The sequence below is a fragment of the Mycobacterium dioxanotrophicus genome (assembly GCF_002157835.1).
Lineage (GTDB): Bacteria > Actinomycetota > Actinomycetes > Mycobacteriales > Mycobacteriaceae > Mycobacterium > Mycobacterium dioxanotrophicus.
This window is the reverse complement of the sequence record NZ_CP020809.1, coordinates 1,460,170-1,482,412: the sequence shown is the minus strand read 5'-3', so window position 1 is coordinate 1,482,412 and position 22,243 is coordinate 1,460,170. Positions and strand designations below refer to the sequence as shown.

At 68.1% G+C, this 22,243-nt stretch carries 16 protein-coding genes; 12 read left to right on the top strand and 4 right to left on the bottom strand.

The window, feature by feature from the left end:
- The first annotated feature begins 52 nt into the window (after positions 1-52).
- The 7 genes from BTO20_RS07075 to recD all read left to right on the top strand — a co-directional run bounded on the left by BTO20_RS07075 (position 53) and on the right by recD (position 12,222).
- Positions 53-895: a hypothetical protein gene (locus BTO20_RS07075; protein WP_087074524.1), complete on the top strand. Its 843-nt coding sequence runs from the start codon at positions 53-55 to the stop codon at positions 893-895.
- A gap of 26 nt (positions 896-921) precedes the next feature.
- On the top strand, positions 922-1,620 hold the full coding sequence (locus tag BTO20_RS07070) for a crotonase/enoyl-CoA hydratase family protein (protein WP_087074522.1): 699 nt from the start codon (positions 922-924) through the stop codon (positions 1,618-1,620).
- Between the two features lie 656 nt (positions 1,621-2,276).
- The gene (locus tag BTO20_RS07060; protein ID WP_198344280.1) at positions 2,277-2,753 is read left to right on the top strand and encodes a MarR family winged helix-turn-helix transcriptional regulator; all 477 of its coding nucleotides are present in this window, start codon (positions 2,277-2,279) and stop codon (positions 2,751-2,753) included.
- Positions 2,754-2,794: 41 nt separating this feature from the next.
- Entirely contained in the window at positions 2,795-3,982 is a 1,188-nt protein-coding gene (locus tag BTO20_RS07055) for an MFS transporter (RefSeq protein ID WP_087081735.1), read from the top strand.
- A 104-nt stretch (positions 3,983-4,086) separates the two neighbouring features.
- Positions 4,087-7,311: an exodeoxyribonuclease V subunit gamma gene (recC, locus tag BTO20_RS07050; RefSeq protein ID WP_087074518.1), complete on the top strand. Its 3,225-nt coding sequence runs from the start codon at positions 4,087-4,089 to the stop codon at positions 7,309-7,311.
- Positions 7,308-10,580, top strand: coding sequence for an exodeoxyribonuclease V subunit beta (recB, locus tag BTO20_RS07045; protein WP_087074516.1), 3,273 nt, complete (start codon positions 7,308-7,310; stop codon positions 10,578-10,580). Before recC ends, recB begins: the two co-directional genes overlap by 4 nt.
- Entirely contained in the window at positions 10,573-12,222 is a 1,650-nt protein-coding gene (recD, locus tag BTO20_RS07040) for an exodeoxyribonuclease V subunit alpha (protein ID WP_087074514.1), read from the top strand. The genes recB and recD overlap by 8 nt, the downstream gene beginning before the upstream one ends.
- Here the strand turns inward: recD and BTO20_RS07035 are convergent.
- Positions 12,219-12,368, bottom strand: coding sequence for a hypothetical protein (locus BTO20_RS07035; RefSeq protein WP_087074512.1), 150 nt, complete (start codon positions 12,366-12,368; stop codon positions 12,219-12,221). The two genes, recD and BTO20_RS07035, sit on opposite strands and share 4 nt — an antisense overlap.
- 205 nt (positions 12,369-12,573) lie before the next feature.
- On the opposite strand from BTO20_RS07035, the gene zwf reads away from it, so the two are divergent.
- Positions 12,574-14,073 (top strand): glucose-6-phosphate dehydrogenase, encoded by a 1,500-nt coding sequence (gene zwf, locus BTO20_RS07030; RefSeq protein ID WP_232491081.1) that lies wholly within the window; start codon positions 12,574-12,576, stop codon positions 14,071-14,073.
- Between the two features lie 120 nt (positions 14,074-14,193).
- On the opposite strand, the gene BTO20_RS07025 is transcribed toward zwf, so the two are convergent.
- Together BTO20_RS07025 and BTO20_RS07020 are read right to left on the bottom strand one after the other, a co-directional pair.
- Positions 14,194-15,327, bottom strand: a complete 1,134-nt coding sequence (locus tag BTO20_RS07025) for a DUF7159 family protein (protein WP_087074510.1) — start codon at positions 15,325-15,327, stop codon at positions 14,194-14,196.
- 98 nt (positions 15,328-15,425) lie between these two features.
- Complete coding sequence (locus BTO20_RS07020) at positions 15,426-16,307, bottom strand: SDR family oxidoreductase (RefSeq protein ID WP_087074508.1); 882 nt, start codon at positions 16,305-16,307, stop codon at positions 15,426-15,428.
- A 78-nt stretch (positions 16,308-16,385) separates the two neighbouring features.
- Between BTO20_RS07020 and BTO20_RS07015 the strand changes: the two genes are divergently transcribed.
- Entirely contained in the window at positions 16,386-16,946 is a 561-nt protein-coding gene (locus BTO20_RS07015) for a TetR family transcriptional regulator (protein WP_087074506.1), read from the top strand.
- Positions 16,947-16,989: 43 nt separating this feature from the next.
- Here the strand turns inward: BTO20_RS07015 and BTO20_RS07010 are convergent, their stop codons facing one another.
- Complete coding sequence (locus BTO20_RS07010; protein ID WP_087074503.1) at positions 16,990-18,246, bottom strand: L,D-transpeptidase; 1,257 nt, start codon at positions 18,244-18,246, stop codon at positions 16,990-16,992.
- A gap of 270 nt (positions 18,247-18,516) precedes the next feature.
- On the opposite strand from BTO20_RS07010, the gene BTO20_RS07005 reads away from it, so the two are divergent.
- The 3 genes from BTO20_RS07005 to BTO20_RS06995 all read left to right on the top strand — a co-directional run bounded on the left by BTO20_RS07005 (position 18,517) and on the right by BTO20_RS06995 (position 22,242).
- Positions 18,517-19,449, top strand: coding sequence for a hypothetical protein (locus tag BTO20_RS07005; protein ID WP_157680163.1), 933 nt, complete (start codon positions 18,517-18,519; stop codon positions 19,447-19,449).
- A gap of 99 nt (positions 19,450-19,548) precedes the next feature.
- Positions 19,549-21,174 carry a peptide chain release factor 3 gene (locus BTO20_RS07000; RefSeq protein ID WP_087081733.1) on the top strand — a complete coding sequence of 542 codons (1,626 nt, stop codon included), beginning with the start codon at positions 19,549-19,551 and terminating at the stop codon, positions 21,172-21,174.
- 30 nt (positions 21,175-21,204) lie between these two features.
- Positions 21,205-22,242 (top strand): DUF2293 domain-containing protein, encoded by a 1,038-nt coding sequence (locus BTO20_RS06995; protein WP_087074499.1) that lies wholly within the window; start codon positions 21,205-21,207, stop codon positions 22,240-22,242.
- Position 22,243: the final 1 nt, after the last annotated feature.

Here is a 22,243-nt window from a genome sequence, read left to right as displayed (position 1 = left end):
GATCGGCGCGGCACTCACCCGTACGTGATATAAGCCTGTGGTGGGGACTTTTATGGGCATCACGGGTTCAATCACCGATCGGGGGCGTGAGTTGGCTGAATTCAATCCTGGCGCGTGGACGGCGGTGGCGGCTTGGGTCGCCATCGCCGTCGTCGTCGCCGCACTGATCTACGGCTGGCGCCAGTACCTCAAGGCCAGGGACAAGCGCGCCGAGCTCACCCAGCCGAACGTCTCGATGTTCATGGAGCCCAGCGGATCCGACTGGCACTTGGTCGAACTCGTGGTGCGCAACTACGGCCAGACCCCGGCCTACGGGCTACGTTTCGAATTCGCCAACCCGCCCACGGTCGGCAAGTACGAGAGTTCCTACGACGACAACTACGTCGACATCGTCCCGCTCAATCTGCCCGCGGAGATTCCCTATCTGGCCCCATCGCAGGAATGGCGGATCGTGTGGGATTCGGCGCTGGACCGCAAACAGCTCGGCGAGGCCATCGCATCGCGATTCGACGGCGCCGTCACCTATTACGATCAGCCGCCTTCGGGCGGCAAACCTGCCGGCAAGAAGTTCCGCAACACAGCCGTGCTCGACTGGGCCACGCTGCCGCCGGTGGACCGCATGGAGCTACTGACCACCCACGACCGGGCCCGCCAGGAAAAGCAGAAACTGGAGCTGCTGCGCGGCGTACTCAACTACTTCCAGTACGCGGCCAAGGAGACCGACGAGCAAACGCTGCGTTCGGAGATCAACCGCATCAACGCACTCGGCGCGGAGGTCCGTGAGCGGTGGAAGAGTCGCTACGAGACCACCGATGACGAGGACGACGACGAGGATTACGACGACGACGATCCCGAGACCGAGCTGATCAATCCGCGCGGGCGCCACAACGCCTGAACCCGGCCGCCCGTACGATCTGTGCGATGAGCAGCCTGGTGAGCTACGAGCTCAACGAGTCCGTCGCAACCATCACGCTGGACGACGGCAAGGTCAACGCGCTGTCGCCCGCCATGCAGGGTGACATCAACTCCGCGCTCGACCGCACCGTTGAGGACGGGGCCAAGGCCGTCGTGCTGACCGGCAACGCCAAGGTGTTCAGCGGCGGCTTCGACTTGAGCGTCTTCGCATCGGGTGACACACAAGCGACGCTGGCCATGCTGGCCGGCGGTTTCGAGCTGTCGCTGCGCTGCCTGACCTTCCCCGTGCCGGTCATCATGGCCGCGACCGGACCGGCGATCGCGATGGGGTCCTTCCTGCTGCTCTCCGGTGACCATCGGGTCGGTTCACCCAAGTCCCGCTGCCAGGCCAACGAGGTCGCGATCGGTATGACGCTGCCGATCGCCGCGATCGAGATCATGCGCATGCGCCTGACCCGTGCGGCGTTCCAGCGTGGCATCTCGATGGCCGCGACGTTCACGGGCGATGCCGCGATCGCGGCAGGCTGGCTCGACGAGATCGTCGAACCCGACGCCGTGCTGACCCGCGCCCAGCAGGTCGCCGCCGAAGCGGCCGCGGCGCTCAACGCCGGCGCCCACGTCGGAAGCAAGCTCAAGGCCCGCGCCGACGCGATCCTCGCCATTCGCGCCGGAATTGACGGCCTGCCAACCGAATTCGCGGGGTAAGTGCGTTCGTTCACTCCGCGTGCGTAACGCAGTGGCGGTGATTCGCCCGATTTCCCGCCGTGGCGTTACGCACGCGATGCCCACGCAGGCGCGTGCCTGCTTGATACCCCTCCGACCGGCATGACGCTCGGCCGCCAATTCGATGTCAGCCACCTTCGTTTTCGTCGCTCGGGCCAGCGCGTCTATCGCAGGCACCGCGATGGCCTCGGGGAATTTGCAGGCCAAGTCGACAGCAGTGCGAACTGCAGTGGTGACGCGCATTCCGGCAATCAGACAGATGTCGTCGTCGTCGAGCGCATCACTCCAGGTGACGATGCCGCGGGCCTGTCGCCGATTGGTGTCGATGATGTATGCGGGGAGTTCGGCGCCGACCCAGCGGGAGCCATGCATGGCCGATGCAGAGAACCCTGCCGGCACTCCATGCCGACGTGCCCGCAACCAGCAGGCCTTGGCCCGTAGCACCGCGGTTGGCCGCGTTCCCCTGGCTACATAGACATCCTGGTGCACGGCGACAAACCGAGTTCGCAGATCGTGGCGGGTCAGATGCCCTGCCGCGAGCGCTTCACTGCCGATGAATGGTTCCCCCATGACCGGAGTCTGCTCGCGGGCACCGACACCTCTGCGGGGCCAGTCCACCCCGCCCGCCATAAACATCTATGTGCTATGCATATTTAGTGCCTGATGCCAACGATCTCGATGAGTTGCTCGTGCGCGTGCACACCGTGCGGCAGCGGCCCGGGTGGCGGCGACGCGTGATCGACAGCCACGGCGCCGTGCGCAACCTCTCGACGCTGCGTGTGCTGCGGGCCGTAGAGCAGCACGAGCAAGCGGGCCAGGGCGCCTCGATCCGTGAAGTCGCCGAGCACATGGCCGTCGAGCACTCCACCGCCAGCCGCACGGTCGCCACCGCGGTCACGGCCGGCCTGCTGACCAAAACCCTTGCCGCAGATGATCAGCGGCGCTGCGTCCTGGTGCTTACCGAGCATGGCCGGCAAGCCCTGGCCGCCGTCACCGCGCGGCGGCGGGAGCTGGTCGCACAGACCGTCGAGGACTGGCCCGCCGGCGAGGTCGACACGTTGGTGGGCTTGCTGGAGCGGCTCGTCGCAGGCTTCGAAGCCGAGGTCTGTTCGTGACGGCCGGGGTCGACACCACTGCGCGGGGCGCGCTGCGCCTCATGTTCGACCCGGTTTTCGGGGCGCTGTTCTGGGGCAAGATGTTCTCGGTCGTCGCGGTGTGGACGCACGGCATCGTCGCGGCCATCGTGATCTTCAACGCCACGGGCTCGGCGGTGATGGTGGGGCTGGTCGGTGTCGCGCAGTTCCTGCCCCAGCTCATCCTCAGCCCGACCAGCGGCAAGTGGGCCGATACGGGCAACCCCGGCCGGCAGATCCTGTTGGGCCGGGTCCTGTGCATCGTCGGCTCGGGTTCGACCGCGGCATGGCTCGCGCTGCTCCCCGACCTCGAGGGCACCAAAGCCGCCATTCCGGTACTGGTCGGCTCGACGCTGGTGGGCTTCGGCTTCGTCGTCGGCGGACCGGCCATGCAGTCGATCGTGCCGAGCCTCATCGGCGACGGCGAGCTGCCCACCGCGATGGCGCTCAACAGCATCCCCATGACCATCGGGCGGATCCTCGGCCCGGCGGTCGGCGCCTACCTGGCGGCCAACATGGGCCCAGCGGTCGGGTTCGTGATCAGCGCGGGCCTGCACATGATCTTCGCGGTTTTCCTGCTGCTGGTGACGTTTCCGTCGCGCCCCGAGCCCCAGCCGGACACCGACTACCGGGTGCGGGCGGCGCTGCGCCACGTATGGCGGGACCGCCCGCTGCTGCTGGCGCTGCTCGCCGTCAGCACGGTCGGCTTCGCGTCGGACCCCTCGATCACGCTGACGCCGTCCATGGCGCAGGCGCTCGGCGGCGGCACGCATCTGGTCGGCGTGCTGTCCGCGGCGTTCGGGGTCGGCGCCGCGACGGGCATGGCCGTGCTGGCGGTGCTGCGTGGGCGGCTGCGGTCAGAGCTCGTGTCGTCGATCGGGTTGTGGCTGCTGTTCTGCGGCTGTTCTCTGCTGGCGCTGGGCAGTGTCACCGCCATCGCGGTGGCCGGTTTCGCGGTGGCAGGTCTTGGTTTTGGGTGGTCGATGACGGGTCTGAGCACGGTGGTGCAGGAACGGGCGCCCGAAGAATTGCGCGGCCGCATCATGGCGCTGTGGCTCGTCGGCTTCCTCGGGTCGCGCCCGTTCGCCGCGGCGTTGCTCGGCGGCGCAGCCGACGTGTTCAACGTGCGGGTGGCATTCGTGATCGCGGCGGCGTTCACGCTGGTGGTCGCCGCGTCGTGCCGCCCGGTCGTGTTAAGCGCCCCGAACTAGTCGCCCGCGGCGGTCCCGTCGTACGGCAGGAACTTGCCGTCGAAGGTCACGGCACCCATCATCCATGCGCGGCACTGTCGGTGGCGCGCCATAGGGTAGGGGCGATGGCACTGCACCTGCACCGGGCTGAGCGCACGGATCTGCTCGCCGACGGGCTGGGCGCGCTGCTGGCTGACGCACTGCCGGATCCGTTCGCCGAGGAGCTGGTGCTGGTCCCCGCCAAGGGCGTCGAGCGGTGGCTGAGCCAGCGGCTCTCCAACCGGCTCGGTGTGTGTGCCGCCGTGCAGTTCCGCAATCCTCGCTCGCTGATCGCGGAGATCACCGGAACGCGGGACGACGATCCGTGGTCACCCGAGGCGCTGGTGTGGCCGCTGCTGGCGGTCATCGACGACAACCTGGAGGCGCCGTGGTGCACGGCGCTGGCCACCCACCTGGGCCGGTTCGAAGGCGGCGAGGAACGGGAGCTGCGGCAGGGCCGTCGTTACGCGGTGGCCCGACGACTCGCCGGGATCTTCGCGTCCTACGCGCGGCAACGCCCGCAGCTGCTCATCGACTGGGCGGACATCCCCGACGACCTGGCCTGGCAGCAGCCGCTGTGGCAGGCCCTCACCGACCGTATCGACGCCGACCCACCGCACGTCCGGCATGCGAAAACCCTTGCCCGGCTGCGGGAATCCCCCAGCGCTCTGCCCGAGCGGCTGTCTCTGTTCGGGCACACCCGGCTGCCGGTGACCGAGATCGAGCTGCTCGACGCGCTGGCCGTGCACCACGATCTGCACCTGTGGCTGCCGCATCCCAGTGACCGGCTCTGGCAGGCACTGGCCGCCGAGAAGGGCGCGGTGCCGCGGCGCACCGATACGAGCCACCGCGCGGTCACCCACCCGCTCTCAGCGACCCTGGGCCGTGACCTGCGCGAGCTGCAACGGCTGCTTCCCGCCCCCGCGACCGACGAATTCCTCGGCGCACCACGCCATCCCGACACCCTGCTGGGCTGGTTGCAGTCCGATATCGCCGCCGACGAGGTGCGCCCGCAGGGCCGGCTACACCGCGTCGACGATCGGTCGGTGCAGGTGCACAGCTGCCACGGCCCGGCCCGGCAGATCGACGTGCTGCGCGAGGTGCTGCTGGGCCTGCTGGCCGACGATCCGACGCTTGAGCCCCGCGACATCCTGGTCATGTGTCCCGACATCGAGACCTATGCGCCGTTGATCACCGCCGGGTTCGGGCTCGGCGATGTGGTGCACGGCGCCCATCCCGCACACCGGCTGCGGGTCCGGCTGGCCGATCGTGCGCTGGTGCAGACCAATCCGTTGTTGTCGGTGGCGGCGCGGCTGCTGACCTTGGCCGGTGGCCGGGCCGGTGCGAGCGAGGTGCTCAACCTGGCGGAGTCGGCTCCGGTGCGGGCACGGTTCGGTTTCACCGATGACGATCTGGACGCCGTCACGGCGTGGGTGCGCGAAGCCAACATCCGCTGGGGCTTCGATCAAGAGCACCGTCGGCCCTATGGTGTCGAGTTCCTGCACAACACTTGGCGGTTCGGCATCGACCGGGTGCTGGCCGGAGTGGCGATGTCCGACGACTCGCACGCCTGGCTGGGTACCACGTTGCCGCTCGACGATGTCAGCAGCAACCGTGTCGAGCTGGCCGGACGCTTCGCCGATTTCGTCGAGAAGCTGCACAACGCGGTACGCGGGCTCAGCGGCACCAAGACCCTGGCCGAGTGGCTGGCTGAACTGACCGCCGACATCGACGCGCTGGCCTTCGATGACGAAGACTGGCCGCGCACGCAGGTGCAGCGCGAATTCGACGACATCCTCGCGACCGCCGAAACATCGACCATGTTGCGCCTGCCCGATATTCGCGCGTTGCTGGAGCGGCACCTGGCCGGACGGCCGACCCGGGCCAACTTCCGGACCGGCACGCTGACGGTGTGCACCATGGTCCCGATGCGCTCGGTGCCGCACCGGGTGGTGTGTCTGGTCGGTTTGGACGACGGGGTGTTCCCGCGCCTGGGAGCGATCGACGGTGACGATGCGCTGGCCCGCGACCCGGTGACCGGCGAGCGCGACATCCGTTCGGAGGACCGCCAATTGCTGCTCGACGCGATCGGCGCGGCGACCGAGACGCTCGTCGTCACCTACACCGGCGCCAACGAGTACTCCGGGCAACCTCGCCCGCCCGCGGTGCCGCTGGCCGAACTGCTCGACACCCTGAACGTCACCACCGAGCAGCCGCTGGACGTCGTCACCCATCATCCGTTGCAGCCGTTCGATATTCGCAACGTCATACCTGGCGAGATGGTGCCGGGCGAACCGTTCACGTTCGACCCGACAGCGCTGACCGCCGCGCAGGCCAACACCGGCCACCGTGCCGAGCGCCCGGCGTTTTTCGCCGACCCGTTGCCGCCGCCACCGCCCGACGATGTGGTGCTGGCCGATCTGGTCGGCTTCTTCAACGATCCGGTGAAAGGCTTCTTCCGGGCCTTGGACTACACCCTGCCGTGGGAGGTCGAGGGTGTCTCGGACGTGATGCCCGTCGACATCGACGCGTTGGAGGAGTGGACGGTCGGCGACCGCATGCTGCACGACATGCTGCGCGGCCTGGCTCCGGCCGATGCTCAGCAAGCCGAGTGGCGGCGCGGCACCCTGCCGCCCGGGCAACTCGGCTGGCGCACCGCCGGCGCCATCCGCGAGCAGTGCGCGGCGCTGGCCGCCGAAGCACAACACCACCGCGGCGTGGATTCCCAGGCCTACGACGTGGACATCGACCTGGGCGGCGGACGGCGGCTCACCGGCACCGTGTCCCCTGTCTTCGGCGAGCGGCTGGTCTCGGTGACCTACTCCAAGCTCGACGGCAAGCACCTGCTGCAGTCGTGGATTCCGTTGCTGGCGTTGTCCGCTCAGTATCCGGACCGGGAGTTCTCGGCGGTGTGCATCGGCCGCCCCCGGCGCGGGACCACGCCACGTGCCGAGGGGTTGGGCAGCCCGGACGACCCGGTCGAGCTCTTGGCCGACCTGGTGCGGATCTACGATGCGGGCCGGCGCGAGCCGTTGCCGTTGCCGGTGAAGACGTCATATGCGTGGGCGGTGGCCCGGCACAGCGGCGACGATCCTGAGCAGGCGGCCGGATACCGCTGGCGCAGTGGCAATTATCCAGGCGAGGATCAGCAGCCCGCGCATGTGCGGGCGTGGGGTCGCAGTGCGTGGCTGCGAGACCTCATGCAGCCGCTGCGCCCCGGGGAAGAGGTGCCCGGCGAGAACAACCGGCTGGGCGCCTACTCCGCCCGGCTGTGGTTGCCGATGCTGCGGGCCGAAAGGGCAGGGCGGTGAAGGTTTTCGATCTGCTCGGGCCACTGCCGAGCCCCAACACCACCACGGTGCTCGAAGCCAGCGCCGGGACCGGTAAGACGTTCGCGCTGGCCGGTCTGGTCACCCGTCTGGTCGCCGAGGGCGCCGCGACGCTCGATCAGATGCTGCTCATCACGTTCGGCCGGGCCGCCAGCCAGGAACTGCGGGAGCGGGTCCGCGATCAGATCGTCTGCGCCCTGGCCGCATTGACTGATCCCGCCCGGGCTCGCAATGATCTGGAGACCTACCTGATCGCCGAGGATCAGGATGCCCGCAGACAACGGCTGCGCGACGCTCTGGCCGGATTCGACGCGGCGACCATCGCCACCACCCATCAGTTCTGCCAGATCGTGCTGAAATCCCTTGGCGTCGCCGGTGACAGCGACTCCGGGGTGACGCTGGTGGAGAGCCTTGACGAGCTGGTCTGCGAGATCGTCGACGACCTGTACCTGTCCCGCTTCGGCGCCCAGAAAGATCACCCGCTGCTGGATTACGCCGCCGCGCTGCGACTGGCGCGCACCGTGGTGGGGAATCCGGCCACCGAGCTGCGGCCCACCGATCCCGACCCGGATTCAGCTGCCACCGTTCGGCTGAGCTTCGCCCGGGATGTGCTGGCCGAGTTGGAGATCCGCAAGCGGCGTCGCGGCGTGCTGGGCTACGACGATCTGCTGACCCGGTTGGCCACCGCGCTGCAACCGGAAGACTCACCGGCCCGGGTCCGCATGCATCAGCGCTGGCCCATCGTCATGGTCGACGAATTCCAGGACACCGACCCGGTGCAGTGGCAGGTGATCGAACGGGCCTTCTCCGGGCACTCCACGCTGATACTGATCGGTGACCCCAAGCAGGCCATCTACGCGTTCCGCGGCGGGGACATCGACACGTACCTGCGGGCCGCCGCGACCGCCGGGGACAAGCAGACGCTGGGCACCAACTGGCGCAGCGACAGTGCCCTGGTGGACCGTTTGCAAGTGGTGTTGCGCGGTGCTCAGCTGGGCGGCTCCGACATCGTGGTCCACGAGGTGGAGGCCCACCACCAGGGCCACCGGTTGGCCGGTGCACCGCACAACGACCCGTTCCGGCTAAGGGTGGTGGGCCGAAACGGCAAGGACGCCAAGACCATTCCGATCGACCGGCTCCGCACCCACATCGGCCGAGATCTGGCCGCCGATATCGGGGCACTGTTGACCAGCGGGGCCACGTTCGAGGGCAGGCCGGTGCAGGCCCACGACATCGCTGTCATCACCGAGACCCACAAGGACGCCCGGGCCTGCCACACCGCCTTGCTGACGGCCGGGATCCCGGCGGTGTACACCGGGGACTCCGATGTGTTCAACTCCGAGGCCGCCGAGGATTGGCTGTATCTGCTGGAGGCGTTCGACCAGCCGCACCGCACGGGGCTGGTGCGCGCGGCCGCGGCCACCATGTTCTTCGGTGAGACTGCCGAATCCCTTGCCGCGGGCGGGGACGCGCTGACCGACCGGATCGCCGACACCCTGCGCACATGGGCCGGGCAGGCGCGCGAACGCGGGGTCGCGGCGATCTTCGAGGCCGCCCAGCTGGCCGGGATGGGCCGCCGCGTGCTGTCCTGGCAGGGTGGCGAGCGATTGATGACCGATCTCGCGCATATGACCCAACTGCTGGGCGACACCGCCCACCGGGAAGGGTTCGGGCTGCCTGCGCTCCGGGACTGGCTGCGCACCCAACGCTCCGAGGGCGGCGGTGAAACCGAGCGCAACCGCCGCCTGGACAGCGACGCCGCGGCCGTGCAGATCATGACGGTGTGGGTCAGCAAGGGGCTGCAGTACCCGATCGTGTATCTGCCGTTCACGTTCAATCGCTATGTGCCCGAACCGGATCTGATCCTCTTCCACGACGACGGCGTGCGGTGTCTGCACATCGGAGGAGGTGATTTGTCCTCCTCGCGTGCGGGCCACGATCCGGCGGTGGCCCGGGCCGGCCGCGCCGAGGCCGCCGCCGACGACAGCAGGCTGACCTACGTCGCGATGACCCGGGCCCAGTCCCAGGTGGTGGCGTGGTGGGCGCCGTCACGCGACGAACCCAACGGCGGGTTGTCGCGGCTGCTGCGGGGCCGCAGGCCCGGCGAGTCGGCGGTACCGGACAAGTGCACGCCGGTCAAGATCGGTGACGCCGACGCGCTGGACCGGCTGCGGGCGTGGGAGGCCGCGGGCGGCCCGGTGATCGAGGAGTCCGTCGTCGAGGGGTTCACCCCCGTACCGACACCCGCGCCGGCCGAGCACCTGGCCACCCGGCATTTTCACCGCGCCATCGACACCTCGTGGCGGCGCACGTCGTACTCCGGCCTGCTTCGTGCAGCCGATGATCCGGGTGTCACCAGCGAGCCCGAGGTCACCGAACTCGACGACGAGGTCAATGTCGTCGACGATGTTCTCGCGGTGCCCACCGTCGCCGGCAGCGATGTCCCGTCTCCGATGGCCCAGCTGCCGACCGGCGCGGCGTTCGGGTCCCTGGTGCACGCGGTACTGGAGACCGCCGACCCGTTCGCCGCCGACCTCGGCGCCGAATTGGCCGCCCAGGTGCGGGAGCACGCGGCGCGCTGGCCCGTCGAGGTCGGGAGCGACGAGTTGGCCGCCGCGCTCGTCCCCATGCACGACACTCCCCTGGGCCCGCTGGCGCCCGGCGTGACGCTGCGTCAGATCGCGCTGCGAGACCGGTTGCGGGAACTGGACTTCGAGTTCCCGATGGCCGGTGGCGATCTGCGGGCCGGCACGTTCGCCCGGCTCTCGGATGTCGGCGCACTGCTGAGCACGCATCTGCCCGCTAACGATCCCATGGCGTCCTACGCCCAGCGGTTGTCCGGCGGTGTTCTCGGCAACCAGCCGCTGCGCGGATACCTGTCGGGTTCGGTTGATGCGGTGCTGCGCATCGGATCCCGGTTCGTGGTGGTGGATTACAAGACCAACTGGCTGGGCACCGGCGACGCCGAACTGACCGCCGCCGACTACACCCGCGACCGCATGGCCGAGGCCATGCTGCATTCGGACTATCCGCTGCAGGCGCTGCTGTACAGCGTTGTGCTGCACCGGTTCCTGAGATGGCGATTACCCGGTTACGATCCGGCGACGCACCTCGGCGGGGTGATGTACCTGTTCGTCCGTGGCATGTGCGGGGCCGCGACGCCCGTCGTGGACGGCCATCCGGCCGGGGTGTTCAGTTGGGAGCCGCCGGCCGCGCTCGTGGTCGCAGTGTCGGAGTTGCTCGATGCTTGACCATTTCGCCGAGATCCTCGAGCCCGCCGACGTGCAGGTGGCGCGACGGCTCACCGTGCTGGGCGGTGAGGCCGACGATTCGGTGACGCTGGCCGTGGCTCTCGCGGTGCGGGCGCTGCGCGCCGGTTCGGTATGCGTGGATCTGCGGGAGGTGGCTGCGCAGGTCGACCTGCCCGACCTGCCGTGGCCCGACCCGGACACATGGCTGGCCGCGGTGAGCGCGAGCCCGCTGCTAAGCACCGGGCCGGTGCTGCGGCTGTTCGACGAGCAGCTGTACCTGGACCGGTACTGGCGCGAGGAGCAACAGGTGCGTGACGATGTGCTGACGCTCGTCGGCACCCGCCCGTCCGGCGCCCTCCCCGATGTATCCCGGCTGTTCCCAACGGGATTCGACGAGCAGCAGGAGGCCGCGGAGGTGGCCCTGTCGCACGGGCTGACAGTGTTGACCGGCGGGCCCGGCACCGGCAAGACCACCACAGTGGCGCGGCTGTTGGCGTTGCTGGCCGAGCAGGCGGCGCTGACGGGTAACCGGTCGCTGCGCATCGCGCTCGCCGCGCCGACGGGCAAGGCCGCCGCCCGACTGCAGGAAGCAGTGCAATTGGAGGTGGACCGGCTCGACCTCGTCGACCGCCGACGGCTGGCCGGGTTGCAGGCCACCACTCTGCATCGGCTGCTCGGTCCGCGGCCGGATACCTCGTCGCGGTTCCGCCACCATCGTGGAAATCGGTTGCCGCACGACGTGATCGTGGTCGACGAGACGTCGATGGTGTCGCTGACGATGATGGCCCGGCTGCTGGAGGCGGTGCGCCCGCAGACCCGGCTGCTCCTGGTGGGCGATCCCGATCAGCTGGCCTCGGTGGAGGCCGGCGCGGTGTTGGCCGATCTGGTCGATGGGCTGGGTTCGCGTGGGGTGGCGGCGTTGCGGACCTCGCACCGGTTCGGCAAGTCGATCGGAGCGTTGGCCACGGCGATCCGGGTCGGTGACGCCGATGCGGCGCTGCACGTGCTGGCCACCGGCGACGAGCACATCGAGTGGGTGACCACCGACGCCACCGAACGGTTGCGGGAAGTCGTTGTGCCGCATGCCATTGCGCTACGGCAGGCGGCGATCCTCGGCGATGCCAAGGCCGCGCTGAAGACGCTCGACGAGCACCGGCTGCTGTGCGCGCACCGCCGGGGGCCGGCCGGCGTCATGCACTGGAACCGTCAGGTGCAGCGCTGGCTCACCGACGCGACGGGCGAGCCGCTGTGGGCGTCATGGTATGTCGGGCGGCCAATCCTGGTGACTGCCAACGACTATGGGCTCAAGCTGTACAACGGGGATACGGGCGTCACGGTCGCGACGCCAGACGGTTTGCGGGTCGCGGTGGGCGGCAACGGATCGTTCGCGACGGGCCGGCTCACCGAGGTGGAGACCATGCACGCCATGACGATCCACAAATCGCAGGGCAGTCAGGCCAACGAGGTGACCGTGCTACTGCCGGACATCGAGTCGCGGCTCCTGACGCGGGAACTCTTCTACACCGCAGTCACACGGGCGAAGACACGCGTGCGCGTCGTCGGGACCGAAGCCGAGGTACGCGCAGCCATTACCCGGCAGGCGGTGCGCGCGACCGGCCTGCGAAAGCGGCTCAGAACCTAAACAGCCCGGCCGGCGAAGAACGCGCCGGAGATGAGGCCGATGGTGATGGCCAACGTGGGCAAACCCATCACGACCGCGACGACGACGGCTGCGATTGCGACGAGGCCCAGCACCAGCAGGAGACTGCCAATAAATGCTCCGACCATGACCGCCCTTTCTATGGTTGCGGTCACACTGTAGCGCGCTTGTGGGTTGAATCACAGCGAGATCGAGCGTCGATTTGGTTAACAATTTCGGGGCGAAATGTATAGCTGAGCTTGGTGAATCCATTCAGAGGAGGACCTCTCCCGGCAGGCCGGCGACACCCGAGTTCACCCAACCGACGCCATCAGTGCACGGCAGCCTGCCAGGATGCAAAACGTGGCTCCCGAAAAGGCGCAGACCGTCGCCTACCCCGCACCCGGTTCCCGTCCGACGCGCCCCAACGGCGAAGTGCTGCCGCCGCACGTCATCGTGCTGTTCGGCGCCACCGGGGATTTGGCGAAGCGGAAGCTGATCCCGGGTCTGGCGTATCTGGACCAGTCGAGCTTCAGCCCCGACATCCGGGTGGTGGCCACTTCTTTGGAGGATTACACCAAGGAGCAGTTCCTCGAGCACGCCAAGGCCGCGGTCGACGAGTTCGCCACCCGCCATCCGACCGACGAGCAGTGGAAGAGCTTCGCCGACAAGGTGCAGTACGTGCCGCAGAGCGCCGGCCCCGCAGCACTGGCCGCGGCCGTCGCCACCGCCGAGGAAGAGCTGGGCCCCGACGCCCGTCGGCTGCACTACCTCTCGGTACCGCCCAAAGCGGCCGAGTCGGTCATCACAATGCTCAAAGAAGCCGACCTCGTGAAGCGGTCCAAAGTGGTCATGGAAAAACCCTTCGGCACCGACCTGCAGAGCGCAGTCGCCCTGAATGCCTTCGTGCACAGGACATTCAAGGAAACCCAGATCTTCCGCATCGACCACTTCCTCGGCAAGGAAGCCGCACAGAACATCCTGGCGTTCCGCTTCGCCAACGGCCTCTTCGAACCGATCTGGAACCGCAACTTCATCGACCACATCCAGATCGACATCCCCGAAACCCTCGGCCTGGACCAGCGCGCCAACTTCTACGAAAGCACCGGCGCCTTCAAGGACATGGTCGTCACCCACCTGTTCCAGGTGATGGCCTTCGTCGTGATGGAACCACCCACCGCCCTGGAACCCCGCGCCATCAGCGAAGAAAAGAACAAGGTGTTCCGATCGATGCTGCCCATTAACACCGCCGAGGTGGTGCGCGGGCAGTACCAGGGCTACCGCGACGAAAAGGGCGTGGCACCGGATTCCGAGACCGAGACGTTCATCGCACTCAAGGTCGGCATCGACAACTGGCGCTGGGCCGGCGTGCCGATCTACCTACGGACCGGCAAGCGGATGGCCGAGGGACAGCGGATCATCTCGATCGCGTTCAAAGAAGCACCGCGGACCATGTTCCCGGCCGGATCCGGGGTCGGCGCCCAAGGCCCGGACCACCTGACCTTCGATCTGGCCGACGCATCCAAGGTGTCGTTGTCCTTCTACGGCAAGCGGCCAGGGCCAGGCATGCGGCTGGAGAAGCTCTCAATGCAGTTCTCCACTCAGGAGACCGCGGAGATCGCCGACGTCCTGGAGGCCTACGAGCGGCTCATCCTCGATGCCATGCGGGGCGATCACACGCTGTTCACCACCGCCGAAGGCATCGAATCACTCTGGGAACGCTCCGAACCGCTGCTGCAGGACCCGCCGGTCGTCAAGATGTACCCGCAGGGCACCTGGGGGCCCAACGCGATCCATCAGCTCATCGCGCCGAATGCCTGGCGGCTGCCGTTCGAACGGGTGTGGCGCGAGTAGTTCGTCACATCGGTCACTTTGGTCACTGCGGCAGAAGAGGCACTCGAGTTGCCCGCCTGTGAGCGACAATCCAGCGACAAACGCCACATCCGTTTCCCCGCCGGGCAATTTCCGGCGACGTCAGTGAAAACGGTTGATCAGCGGGATCTTTTCGATGATCCGGTCGCGCAGCCGCGGCGGGGGCGGCGGAGGTGCGTACACCGGGACGGGCGGCGGCACGTACACCGGCGGTTCCGGTGGGGCCGGTGGGATGTACGCCGGTTCAGGAGCAGGCGGCACATACTCGGGTTCAGCGGCCGGCGGAACGTACGCCGGTTCGGGGACCGAAGCCTCCTGCACAGGTGCGGGTGGCGGAGCGGCGGCGACGGTCTCGTGGACCGGTGGCGGAGCGGCCGGTGGCGGCGCGGGATGGACGACGGCGGGCTGTGCCACCGGCGGCGGGGCGGGTCGCATCGACTGCTCGACGGCGCCGGTGTTGTTCAGCTCGGTCGACTCGGGGGTCAGTCGCAGTCCGAGCGCGAGCGACAACGAGACGACGAAAACCACGACCGCGGCGGCCAGCACCGAGGACAGCACGCCGACGCGGGACATCAGCGGTTTCGCAACCGGGGCAGGGGCGGCGTTGACCGTGCGGGCCGCAGCCAAGGCGGCACCGCGGGTCAGGGCGAGGTCGGCTTCGGCGGCGGTGAACACCGGCCGGGCCGTCTCGTCACGCAACACGGCCACCAACGCGTCGGCGGCTTCGACGTCGGACCCGAGGACGAATACCGCGTCGGGGCTCGGGCGTGCGTTGCGGACCGCGGAGCTGGCCTGATCAACCAGGGCGGAGTCGATGCGGTCGATGCGCTCGGCCCGCACGCGCTGGTCGTTGACCGTCGCGATGAGCGCAGCGTCGGGTTCGACCAGGCAGACGACGAGGAAGTTGTAGTCCGAGATCTCGGCGATGCCGGCGGCCAGAACCTCGGCGGCCTCGACTTCGGGCACGTCCACCACGCGAGCCCCGCCACCGACTGCGTCGAGCGCCGCGCGGACCTTGGCGGCCGCCACGTCAGCGCCCGTCGACCAGGTCAGGCCGACAGCGTGCAGTTCGCCGCCGCCGAGCACGTTTTCCAGCAGCGCCTCGGCGTCAAACGTGTCGACGTCGGATATGTCCAGTGCCCCGCGGTCGACAGGGGCACCCTCGCCCGTGATCCCGTCGACCAGTACCCACCGGACGACGTTCGATGTCATCGAGAGACCCAGTACGAGGTCCATGGATGACCTCCGATCGTTCGTCAATCGCCCATGAGGGTACCGGTACGACGGCGCAGTCGCCCTTTCCGCCCGTCAACAGCGCCGTCTACCAGTGGTTTTCACGCGAAGTAATGCCCCTGTGCCAAGTCGTCGAGCAGGCCGGGGCCCGTCGGCTCCCATCCGAACCGCTTCCGCGTCAATGCACTCGACGCCGGGATGTCGAGCGCGAACATGCCGCCGATCCACCCGAAGTGGTCGAAAGCCTGCTCGACGGGAACCGAGGTCACCGGCACGTCGAGATGGCGCCCAATCGCGGTGGCGATGTCGCGGCCGGCCACCCCCTCCTCGGCCACCGCATGCAGGACGGTCCCGGCGGGAGCCTGTTCGACGGCCAAGCGGAACAGCGGCGCGGCGTCGAGGCGGTGCACGGCCGGCCAGCGGTTGGTCCCGTCGCCGATGTAGGCGGAAGCGCCCTTCTCCCGCGCGATCTGGATCAGCCGCGGCACGAAGCCGTGATCGCCCTCGCCGTGCGTCGTGGGCGAGAGCCGCACGATCGAGGCCCGCACCCCTTTGTCGGCGAAGGCCAGCGCGGCGGGCTCGGACAACCGGGGCAGCCCGGGCTCGAATGCGTCGTTCTCGGTGAGGGCCCGGCCCGGGTTGTGACCGGCCATGCCGGAGGTGACGACGAGCGGGCGGTCCGACCCGGCCAGCGTGGTGCCGAGGACCTCGATGGCGCGACGGTCCAGCTCTCCGGCGTCGGCGAAGTTGTCGAAGTCGTGGTGGAACGCCAGATGGATGACGCCGTCGCTGGTGTCGGCGGCTGCGCGCAGGCTGTCCGGATCGTTGAGATCACCGCGGTGCACACGGGCTCCGGCCGCGGTGAGGGCATCGGCCGACGCGTCTGAACGCGCCAGGCCGAGGACGTCGTGCCCGTTGGCGATGAGGTCGCGGATGACCGCCGAACCCACGAATCCGGACGCGCCGGTGACGAAGACCTTCATGAAAACCTCCTGATGTCAGTGACTGCCATAGCTGCGCAACGCGATGACAGTCACTGACATTCCCTAAACTCGGAAGTTATGAGTCGGTGGGAGCCCAACGCGCACGATCGCCTGGAAGAAGCCGCGCTGCAGCTCTATACCGAACGCGGATTCGACCAGACGACCGTCGCCGAAATCGCCGACCGGGCAGGGCTGACCGAGCGCACCTTCTTCCGCTACTTCGCCGACAAACGCGAAGTGCTCTTCGGCGGGCAGGCGCTGCTCACCGAGCTTCTCGTCACCGCCATCGCCGAAGCCCCCGACGACGCGCGTCCGCTCCAAGCCATCGCCACCGCACTCGCCGCGCTCGGGCCGGTGTTCGAGGGCCGGGTCGGCCATGCCCGGCGCCGCCAGGCCATCATCGACGGCCACCCCGGGCTTCAAGAGCGCGAGCTCATCAAGCTCGCGACGCTGACCACCGAGATGGCCGAGGCGTTGCGTCGCCGCGGTGTCGGCGATGCGGCGGCCCGGCTGGCCGCCGAAACGGGGATGGCGGTGTTCAAAGTCGCGTTCACGCGGTGGATCACCGACGATTCCGGCGCCGGGCTGGCGGCCGTCATCGCGTCGTCGTTCGACGAACTCCGGGGCCTGACGGCCTGATCACGACGGCTGGCGCAGTGCCGCCAGTTTGTGGCGGATCCGATCAGCGCAGCGCGCTGCCCTGGATCCACTGGCCCCAAGGCACGCTCCAGTCGCCGTTGTGTTTCAGGGTCAGTGGTTCGCCGCCGGTGTTGCGGACCTCGACGATGTCACCGGGCACGGCGAAGTCGAAGAACCACTTGGCGTTCTCGCTGTTGAGGTTCAGGCAGCCGTGGCTGGTGTTGGTGTTGCCCTGTGCCCACACCGTCGCGTTGAGCTGGTGCAGGTAGATGCCGTCGGTGCTGATCCGGGTGGCGTACGGGATGGTCTCCTTGTAGCCCAGCCGGCTGTTGACGGGCAGGCCGAATGTCGAGGAATCCATGATCACCGGGTTGGCCTTGTCCATCACGGTGTAGATGCCGCGCGGGGTCCAGAAGCTCAGCGTGGTGTCGCCGATGGTCTCGGTGCCACCCATGCCCATCGAGGTCGGCATGGTCCGGACCAGCTTGCCGTTCTCGAACACGCTGACCTGTTTGGTCTTGTCATCGGCGATCGAGATGTGCGAGTCGCCGATGGTGAACGACACCTTCTCATCCTCGGCGCCGTAGAGGCCGTCCCCGAGTCGGGCGCCGTAGATGTCGGCGTTGACGGTGACCTGCGTGCCCGGGGCGTAGTACTTCTCCGGCCGCCAGTGCGCGGTCTGGTCGTCGATCCAGTTCCAGGCGCCGAAGACGGGCGGGTTGGTGGTCACCTTGAGGCGGCGTTCGGCGCTGGCCTTGTCGGTGATCGGCTCGTCGAAGCGCGCGACGATCACCATGCCGACGCCGTATTTCGCGCCGTCCTGCAGCATGCCGCCCGAGGTGCCGTCGAGGTAGACCTGGGCCTGGCTGCTCGGGGTGAGCGTGCTGAAGGTGGTGACCTGCCGGGTCGGCATGCCGCCGGGGCCCTTCGCCGAGACCGTCATCGTGTAGTTGCGGCCGAAGCCGAGCGACGTCGTCGGCTTCCAGGTCTTGGCGTCCGGGGTGAGGATGCCCGGGATCTGCTTTCCGGCGTCGTTGACCATCGTGACGCTGTCGATCGTGCCGGTCTCGGCGGTCACCAGGATGCGCGCCAGCGGGTCGACCTCAGCGTTGGGCTTCGGGGTGATCGTGAGTTTGGCGGGCTCGGTGGGCGACGCCTGCGGAACCCCGGGAGGCGCGGCGGCCAGCGTCTGGCAATGCTCACTGCAGTCCGGCAAAGCGGTGACGACCACACCGCCGAGCACGGCGAGCACAGCAAACGCGACCGCAAGGCAGGCACGGCGAACAGACGTCAACGTCACTCCAATGTGTTTTCCGGCGAAGGCCGTATCGATCGAGCGCCGATCGGGTGCGCTAATCCTAACCGGGGCACGGCCGGTCTGGCGCGACGGGCACGGCCAGAGGGCGCGTCGTGATGCTGTCGTTGCGTGGGCGAGGTGCATGCGCGACGCAGCACCGGTCGGCGCGCCCGCGAAACGCGCTATCGCCAGTGGTGGCACCGAATCTGGGATCGCCCGCGTGATCACATTTTGGCGAGTCGGTCGGCCCGAAACTGGCCCTAGGCTTCGACCGTGCGAACGGCAATTGGGCTTGCAGTGCTGGCATCGGTGTTGTTGGCGACAGCGTGCACAGGTGAGACCGCCACACCCGCAGCGTCGCCGACACACCCGGCCGGCACTGACCGAGCGGAGGTGCTGCGCAGCGTTCGTGGTGTCGACACGTGCGCTCTGTACGGCGGCGAACACTCCGTAGCCGGGCGGGCCATGACGGTGCTGGGACCGACCTCAGTTCTGGGATGCGACGCTCGGATCGGCGAACCCGGTGACAAGGTCGACGTGTCACTGGGCCTCAACGTCGGTCCGGCGACGCCGGCCAAAGAGGACAGCTGGGTCAAACATCGCACTATCGACGGGGTCGACGTCAGCTCGACCTCATCGTTGGACGCACCGAACGCTCCGCCGAAAGACCAGGTGGTGAGCTGGAGCTGCAATTTCGTCGCCCGGTATCCCGACGCCACAGCGATCATGGTGACGGTGACGGCACCACCCAATGTCGATGCCTGCCCGATCGGTGACGAGGTGGTCCGCACCGCGATCCGCAAGTTCGCCGGACAGCCGCAGCGTGGCCGGTCCGATTTTCCGACCACCGTGCTGACCGGCGCCGACCCGTGCGCCGCGATCAAACGACTGCAGCCCGCGCATCGCATCGATTGGAACGTGCCGGACTCCGCGGTCAGCTCCTGCACATTCAGCGTCGACGGCGCCGAGCTGACCACGTCGTTCGACTATCGAGATCCGGCCCAGCTCGCATTCGACGGCCCGCAGCCGGCCGTCGACGGTCACCGGTTTGTCGGCGACCTTCAGAGCGGCGTCTTCGGGGTCGTTGTCGGCGATGAGTTCCGGGTCGCGGGTAAGGCGCTGCAACCGGTGGTGAGCATCGTCGATCTGGCGCCGGAGATGAACCGGATCCGATTGGTCGCGCAGGCCATTGCCGACGAATACTGAGTGTCGCCGCTCAACTACGCGCGTGGAGCCATCGCGACGCGTGACCTGCTCAACTCGATTACGGATTTTCCGCAGGTCGGCCATACCATCGCTGACGAGATGACCGACAACGCCCTCGACACCCCGCCCGCCACCGAGACGCCGAAAGGCGACCGTGTCTCCGCGGAAGCGGCCCGACGCAGAACCTTCGCCGTCATCAGCCATCCCGACGCCGGTAAGTCCACGCTGACCGAGGCGCTGGCGCTGCACGCGCGCGCCATCACCGAGGCCGGCGCGATCCACGGCAAGGCGGGCCGGCGCTCCACGGTGTCGGACTGGATGGAGATGGAGAAGGCTCGCGGCATCTCGATCACGTCGACGGCCCTGCAGTTCCCCTACCGCGACTGCGTCATCAACCTGCTCGACACCCCCGGCCACGCCGACTTCTCCGAGGACACCTACCGCGTGCTGACGGCCGTGGACTGCGCGGTGATGCTCATCGACGCCGCCAAGGGCCTCGAACCGCAGACGCTGAAGTTGTTCCAGGTGTGTAAGCACCGCGGCATCCCGATCATCACGGTCGTCAACAAGTGGGACCGGCCCGGCCGGCACGCCCTGGAACTGATGGACGAGATCCATGAGCGGATCGGGCTGCGCACCACTCCCCTGACCTGGCCGGTCGGTATCGCTGGGGATTTCCAGGGGGTGATGGATCGCCGCAAGGGGCACTTCATCCGCTTCACCCGCACCGCGGGCGGGGCCACCATCGCACCCGAGGAGCACATCCCCGCCGACGCTGCGCATGACGCCGCGGGCGTCGACTGGGACACGGCGGTCGAGGAATCCGAGCTGCTCTCGGCGGACGGGTCCGACTACGACCGCGACGCGTTCCTCGGCGGTGACGCCTCCCCGGTGCTGTTCACCTCGGCCGCACTGAACTTTGGGGTGAACCAGCTGCTCGACGTGCTCGTCGAACTCGCGCCCGCTCCCAGCGGCGCGCTCGACGTCGACGGCGTTCGGCGCGCGCCCAACACTCCGTTCAGCGCCTTCGTGTTCAAGGTGCAGGCCGGTATGGATTCCGCGCACCGCGACCGCATCGCCTACGCCCGCGTGGTCTCAGGAACGTTCGAACGCGGTGACGTGCTGACCCACGCCGCCACCGGCAAGCCGTTCGTCACCAAGTACGCGCAGTCGGTGTTCGGCCAGCAGCGCTCGACGCTCGACGACGCGTGGCCGGGTGACGTGATCGGGCTCGCCAACGCCGCGGCGCTTCGTCCCGGCGACACGCTGTATCGCGATGCGCCCGTGCAGTATCCGCCGATCCCGAGCTTCTCCCCCGAGCATTTCGCGGTGGCCCGCGGCACCGACCCCAGCAAGCACAAGCAATTCCGTAAGGGCATCGAGCAATTGGAGCAAGAAGGCGTCGTGCAGGTGCTGCGCTCCGACAAGCGTGGCGAGCAGGCACCGGTGTTCGCCGCCGTCGGTCCCATGCAGTTCGAGGTGGCCGCGCATCGCATGGCCACCGAACTCAGCGCCCCGATATCCCTGGAATCGCTGCCCTATCAAGTGGCCCGCATCGTGTCGCCGGAAGATGCCGACTTCGTCAATCGTCAAGTGTCAGCAGAGGTTCTGACCCGCTCCGACGGCGTGATGCTCGTGCTCTTCTCGACGCCGTGGCGGCTCGAAGGATTCCAGCGGGACAACCCGAACATCAAGCTCGGGTCGTTGGTCGCGGCTGAGGGGTAGCCAGACCCTTCTGCGTTACGCTCGCCTGATATGGCGCAGACGAATCTCGAACAGCGTGTCGAGCAGGCGGCCGAGGCCGTCCTGAAGGCGCAGCGCTACGTCAGTGCCATCGATGTCCTCCTGCGGTTGGGCTGGTTGACCGACTCGCACGTCCAACGATGGCGCCAGGGCAGCATCGATTCGCTGGAGAGCGCCATCCAGACGAACCCGAAGAAGGTCGCGGCCGCGTTGGTGGCATTCCAACAGTGGGCACACAGCCGTGGTCTGAACGCGTCAGAAACCGACTACGTCGCCGCGACTCGTGATCGTCGTCTGCTGCGTTTCAGTGCCGACGATGACGACATGCGCGAACGCGCGTACCGAACACATTGGGTGTCACCGGATCTCGACAAGCGCACGATCGAACGACAAAGCAAGCCCCCGGACCTCCTGGTGATCATGCCGGTCAAGGACTGGACGTGCACGTCGTGCGGCGGAATCGGCGACTTTCTCTTCATGGAGGATGCAGGCCCGTTGTGCCTGGACTGCGCGGACTTCGGGCATCTGGAGTTTTTGCCCTCCGGCGATGCCGCGATGACGCGACGCGCAAAGAAAGCCAGTGGGCTCTCGGCGGTGGTGGTGCGTTGGAGCAGGTCTCGGAAACGCTATGAGCGACAGGGCATCCTGGTGGAGCCCGCGGCAATCGAACAGGCCGAACGCGAGTGCCTGTCCGATGCCGAGATCCGCGCCCGCCGCCGGGAGCGCGACCAGGCACGGCGGGCCGACGACGACGTACAGTTCCAGGCCAAGTTCGCCGAGGCGATCCTCACCCAGTTCCCGCGCTGCCCCTCAGACCGTGCCGAGGCCATCGCCCGCCACGCGGCAACGCGCAGCAGTGGCCGGGTCGGACGCAGCGCCGCCGGACGTGCGCTCGACCCCGACGCCGTGCGGCTCGCCGTCGCGGCGTCCGTCCGCCACGAAGACACCGCCTACGACAAATTGCTGATGTCAGGCACCGACCGGCAATCCGCGCGGGATCGGGTGTACCACAACATCGAGACCGTGCTAGAGAGTTGGCGGTCCGACTAGG

Excerpts from the sequence above, each read along its gene's own strand:
- BTO20_RS07075 (WP_087074524.1), top strand. The coding sequence starts at position 53 with ATGGGCATCACGGGTTCAATCACCGATCGGGGGCGTGAGTTGGCTGAA.
- BTO20_RS07070 (WP_087074522.1), top strand. The coding sequence starts at position 922 with ATGAGCAGCCTGGTGAGCTACGAGCTCAACGAGTCCGTCGCAACCATC.
- BTO20_RS07060 (WP_198344280.1), top strand. The coding sequence starts at position 2,277 with ATGTGCTATGCATATTTAGTGCCTGATGCCAACGATCTCGATGAGTTG.
- BTO20_RS07055 (WP_087081735.1), top strand. The coding sequence starts at position 2,795 with ATGTTCGACCCGGTTTTCGGGGCGCTGTTCTGGGGCAAGATGTTCTCG.
- recC (WP_087074518.1), top strand. The coding sequence starts at position 4,087 with ATGGCACTGCACCTGCACCGGGCTGAGCGCACGGATCTGCTCGCCGAC.
- recD (WP_087074514.1), top strand. The coding sequence starts at position 10,573 with ATGCTTGACCATTTCGCCGAGATCCTCGAGCCCGCCGACGTGCAGGTG.
- BTO20_RS07035 (WP_087074512.1), bottom strand. The coding sequence starts at position 12,368 with ATGGTCGGAGCATTTATTGGCAGTCTCCTGCTGGTGCTGGGCCTCGTC.
- zwf (WP_232491081.1), top strand. The coding sequence starts at position 12,574 with ATGCAAAACGTGGCTCCCGAAAAGGCGCAGACCGTCGCCTACCCCGCA.
- BTO20_RS07025 (WP_087074510.1), bottom strand. The coding sequence starts at position 15,327 with ATGGACCTCGTACTGGGTCTCTCGATGACATCGAACGTCGTCCGGTGG.
- BTO20_RS07020 (WP_087074508.1), bottom strand. The coding sequence starts at position 16,307 with ATGAAGGTCTTCGTCACCGGCGCGTCCGGATTCGTGGGTTCGGCGGTC.
- BTO20_RS07015 (WP_087074506.1), top strand. The coding sequence starts at position 16,386 with ATGAGTCGGTGGGAGCCCAACGCGCACGATCGCCTGGAAGAAGCCGCG.
- BTO20_RS07000 (WP_087081733.1), top strand. The coding sequence starts at position 19,549 with ATGACCGACAACGCCCTCGACACCCCGCCCGCCACCGAGACGCCGAAA.
- BTO20_RS06995 (WP_087074499.1), top strand. The coding sequence starts at position 21,205 with ATGGCGCAGACGAATCTCGAACAGCGTGTCGAGCAGGCGGCCGAGGCC.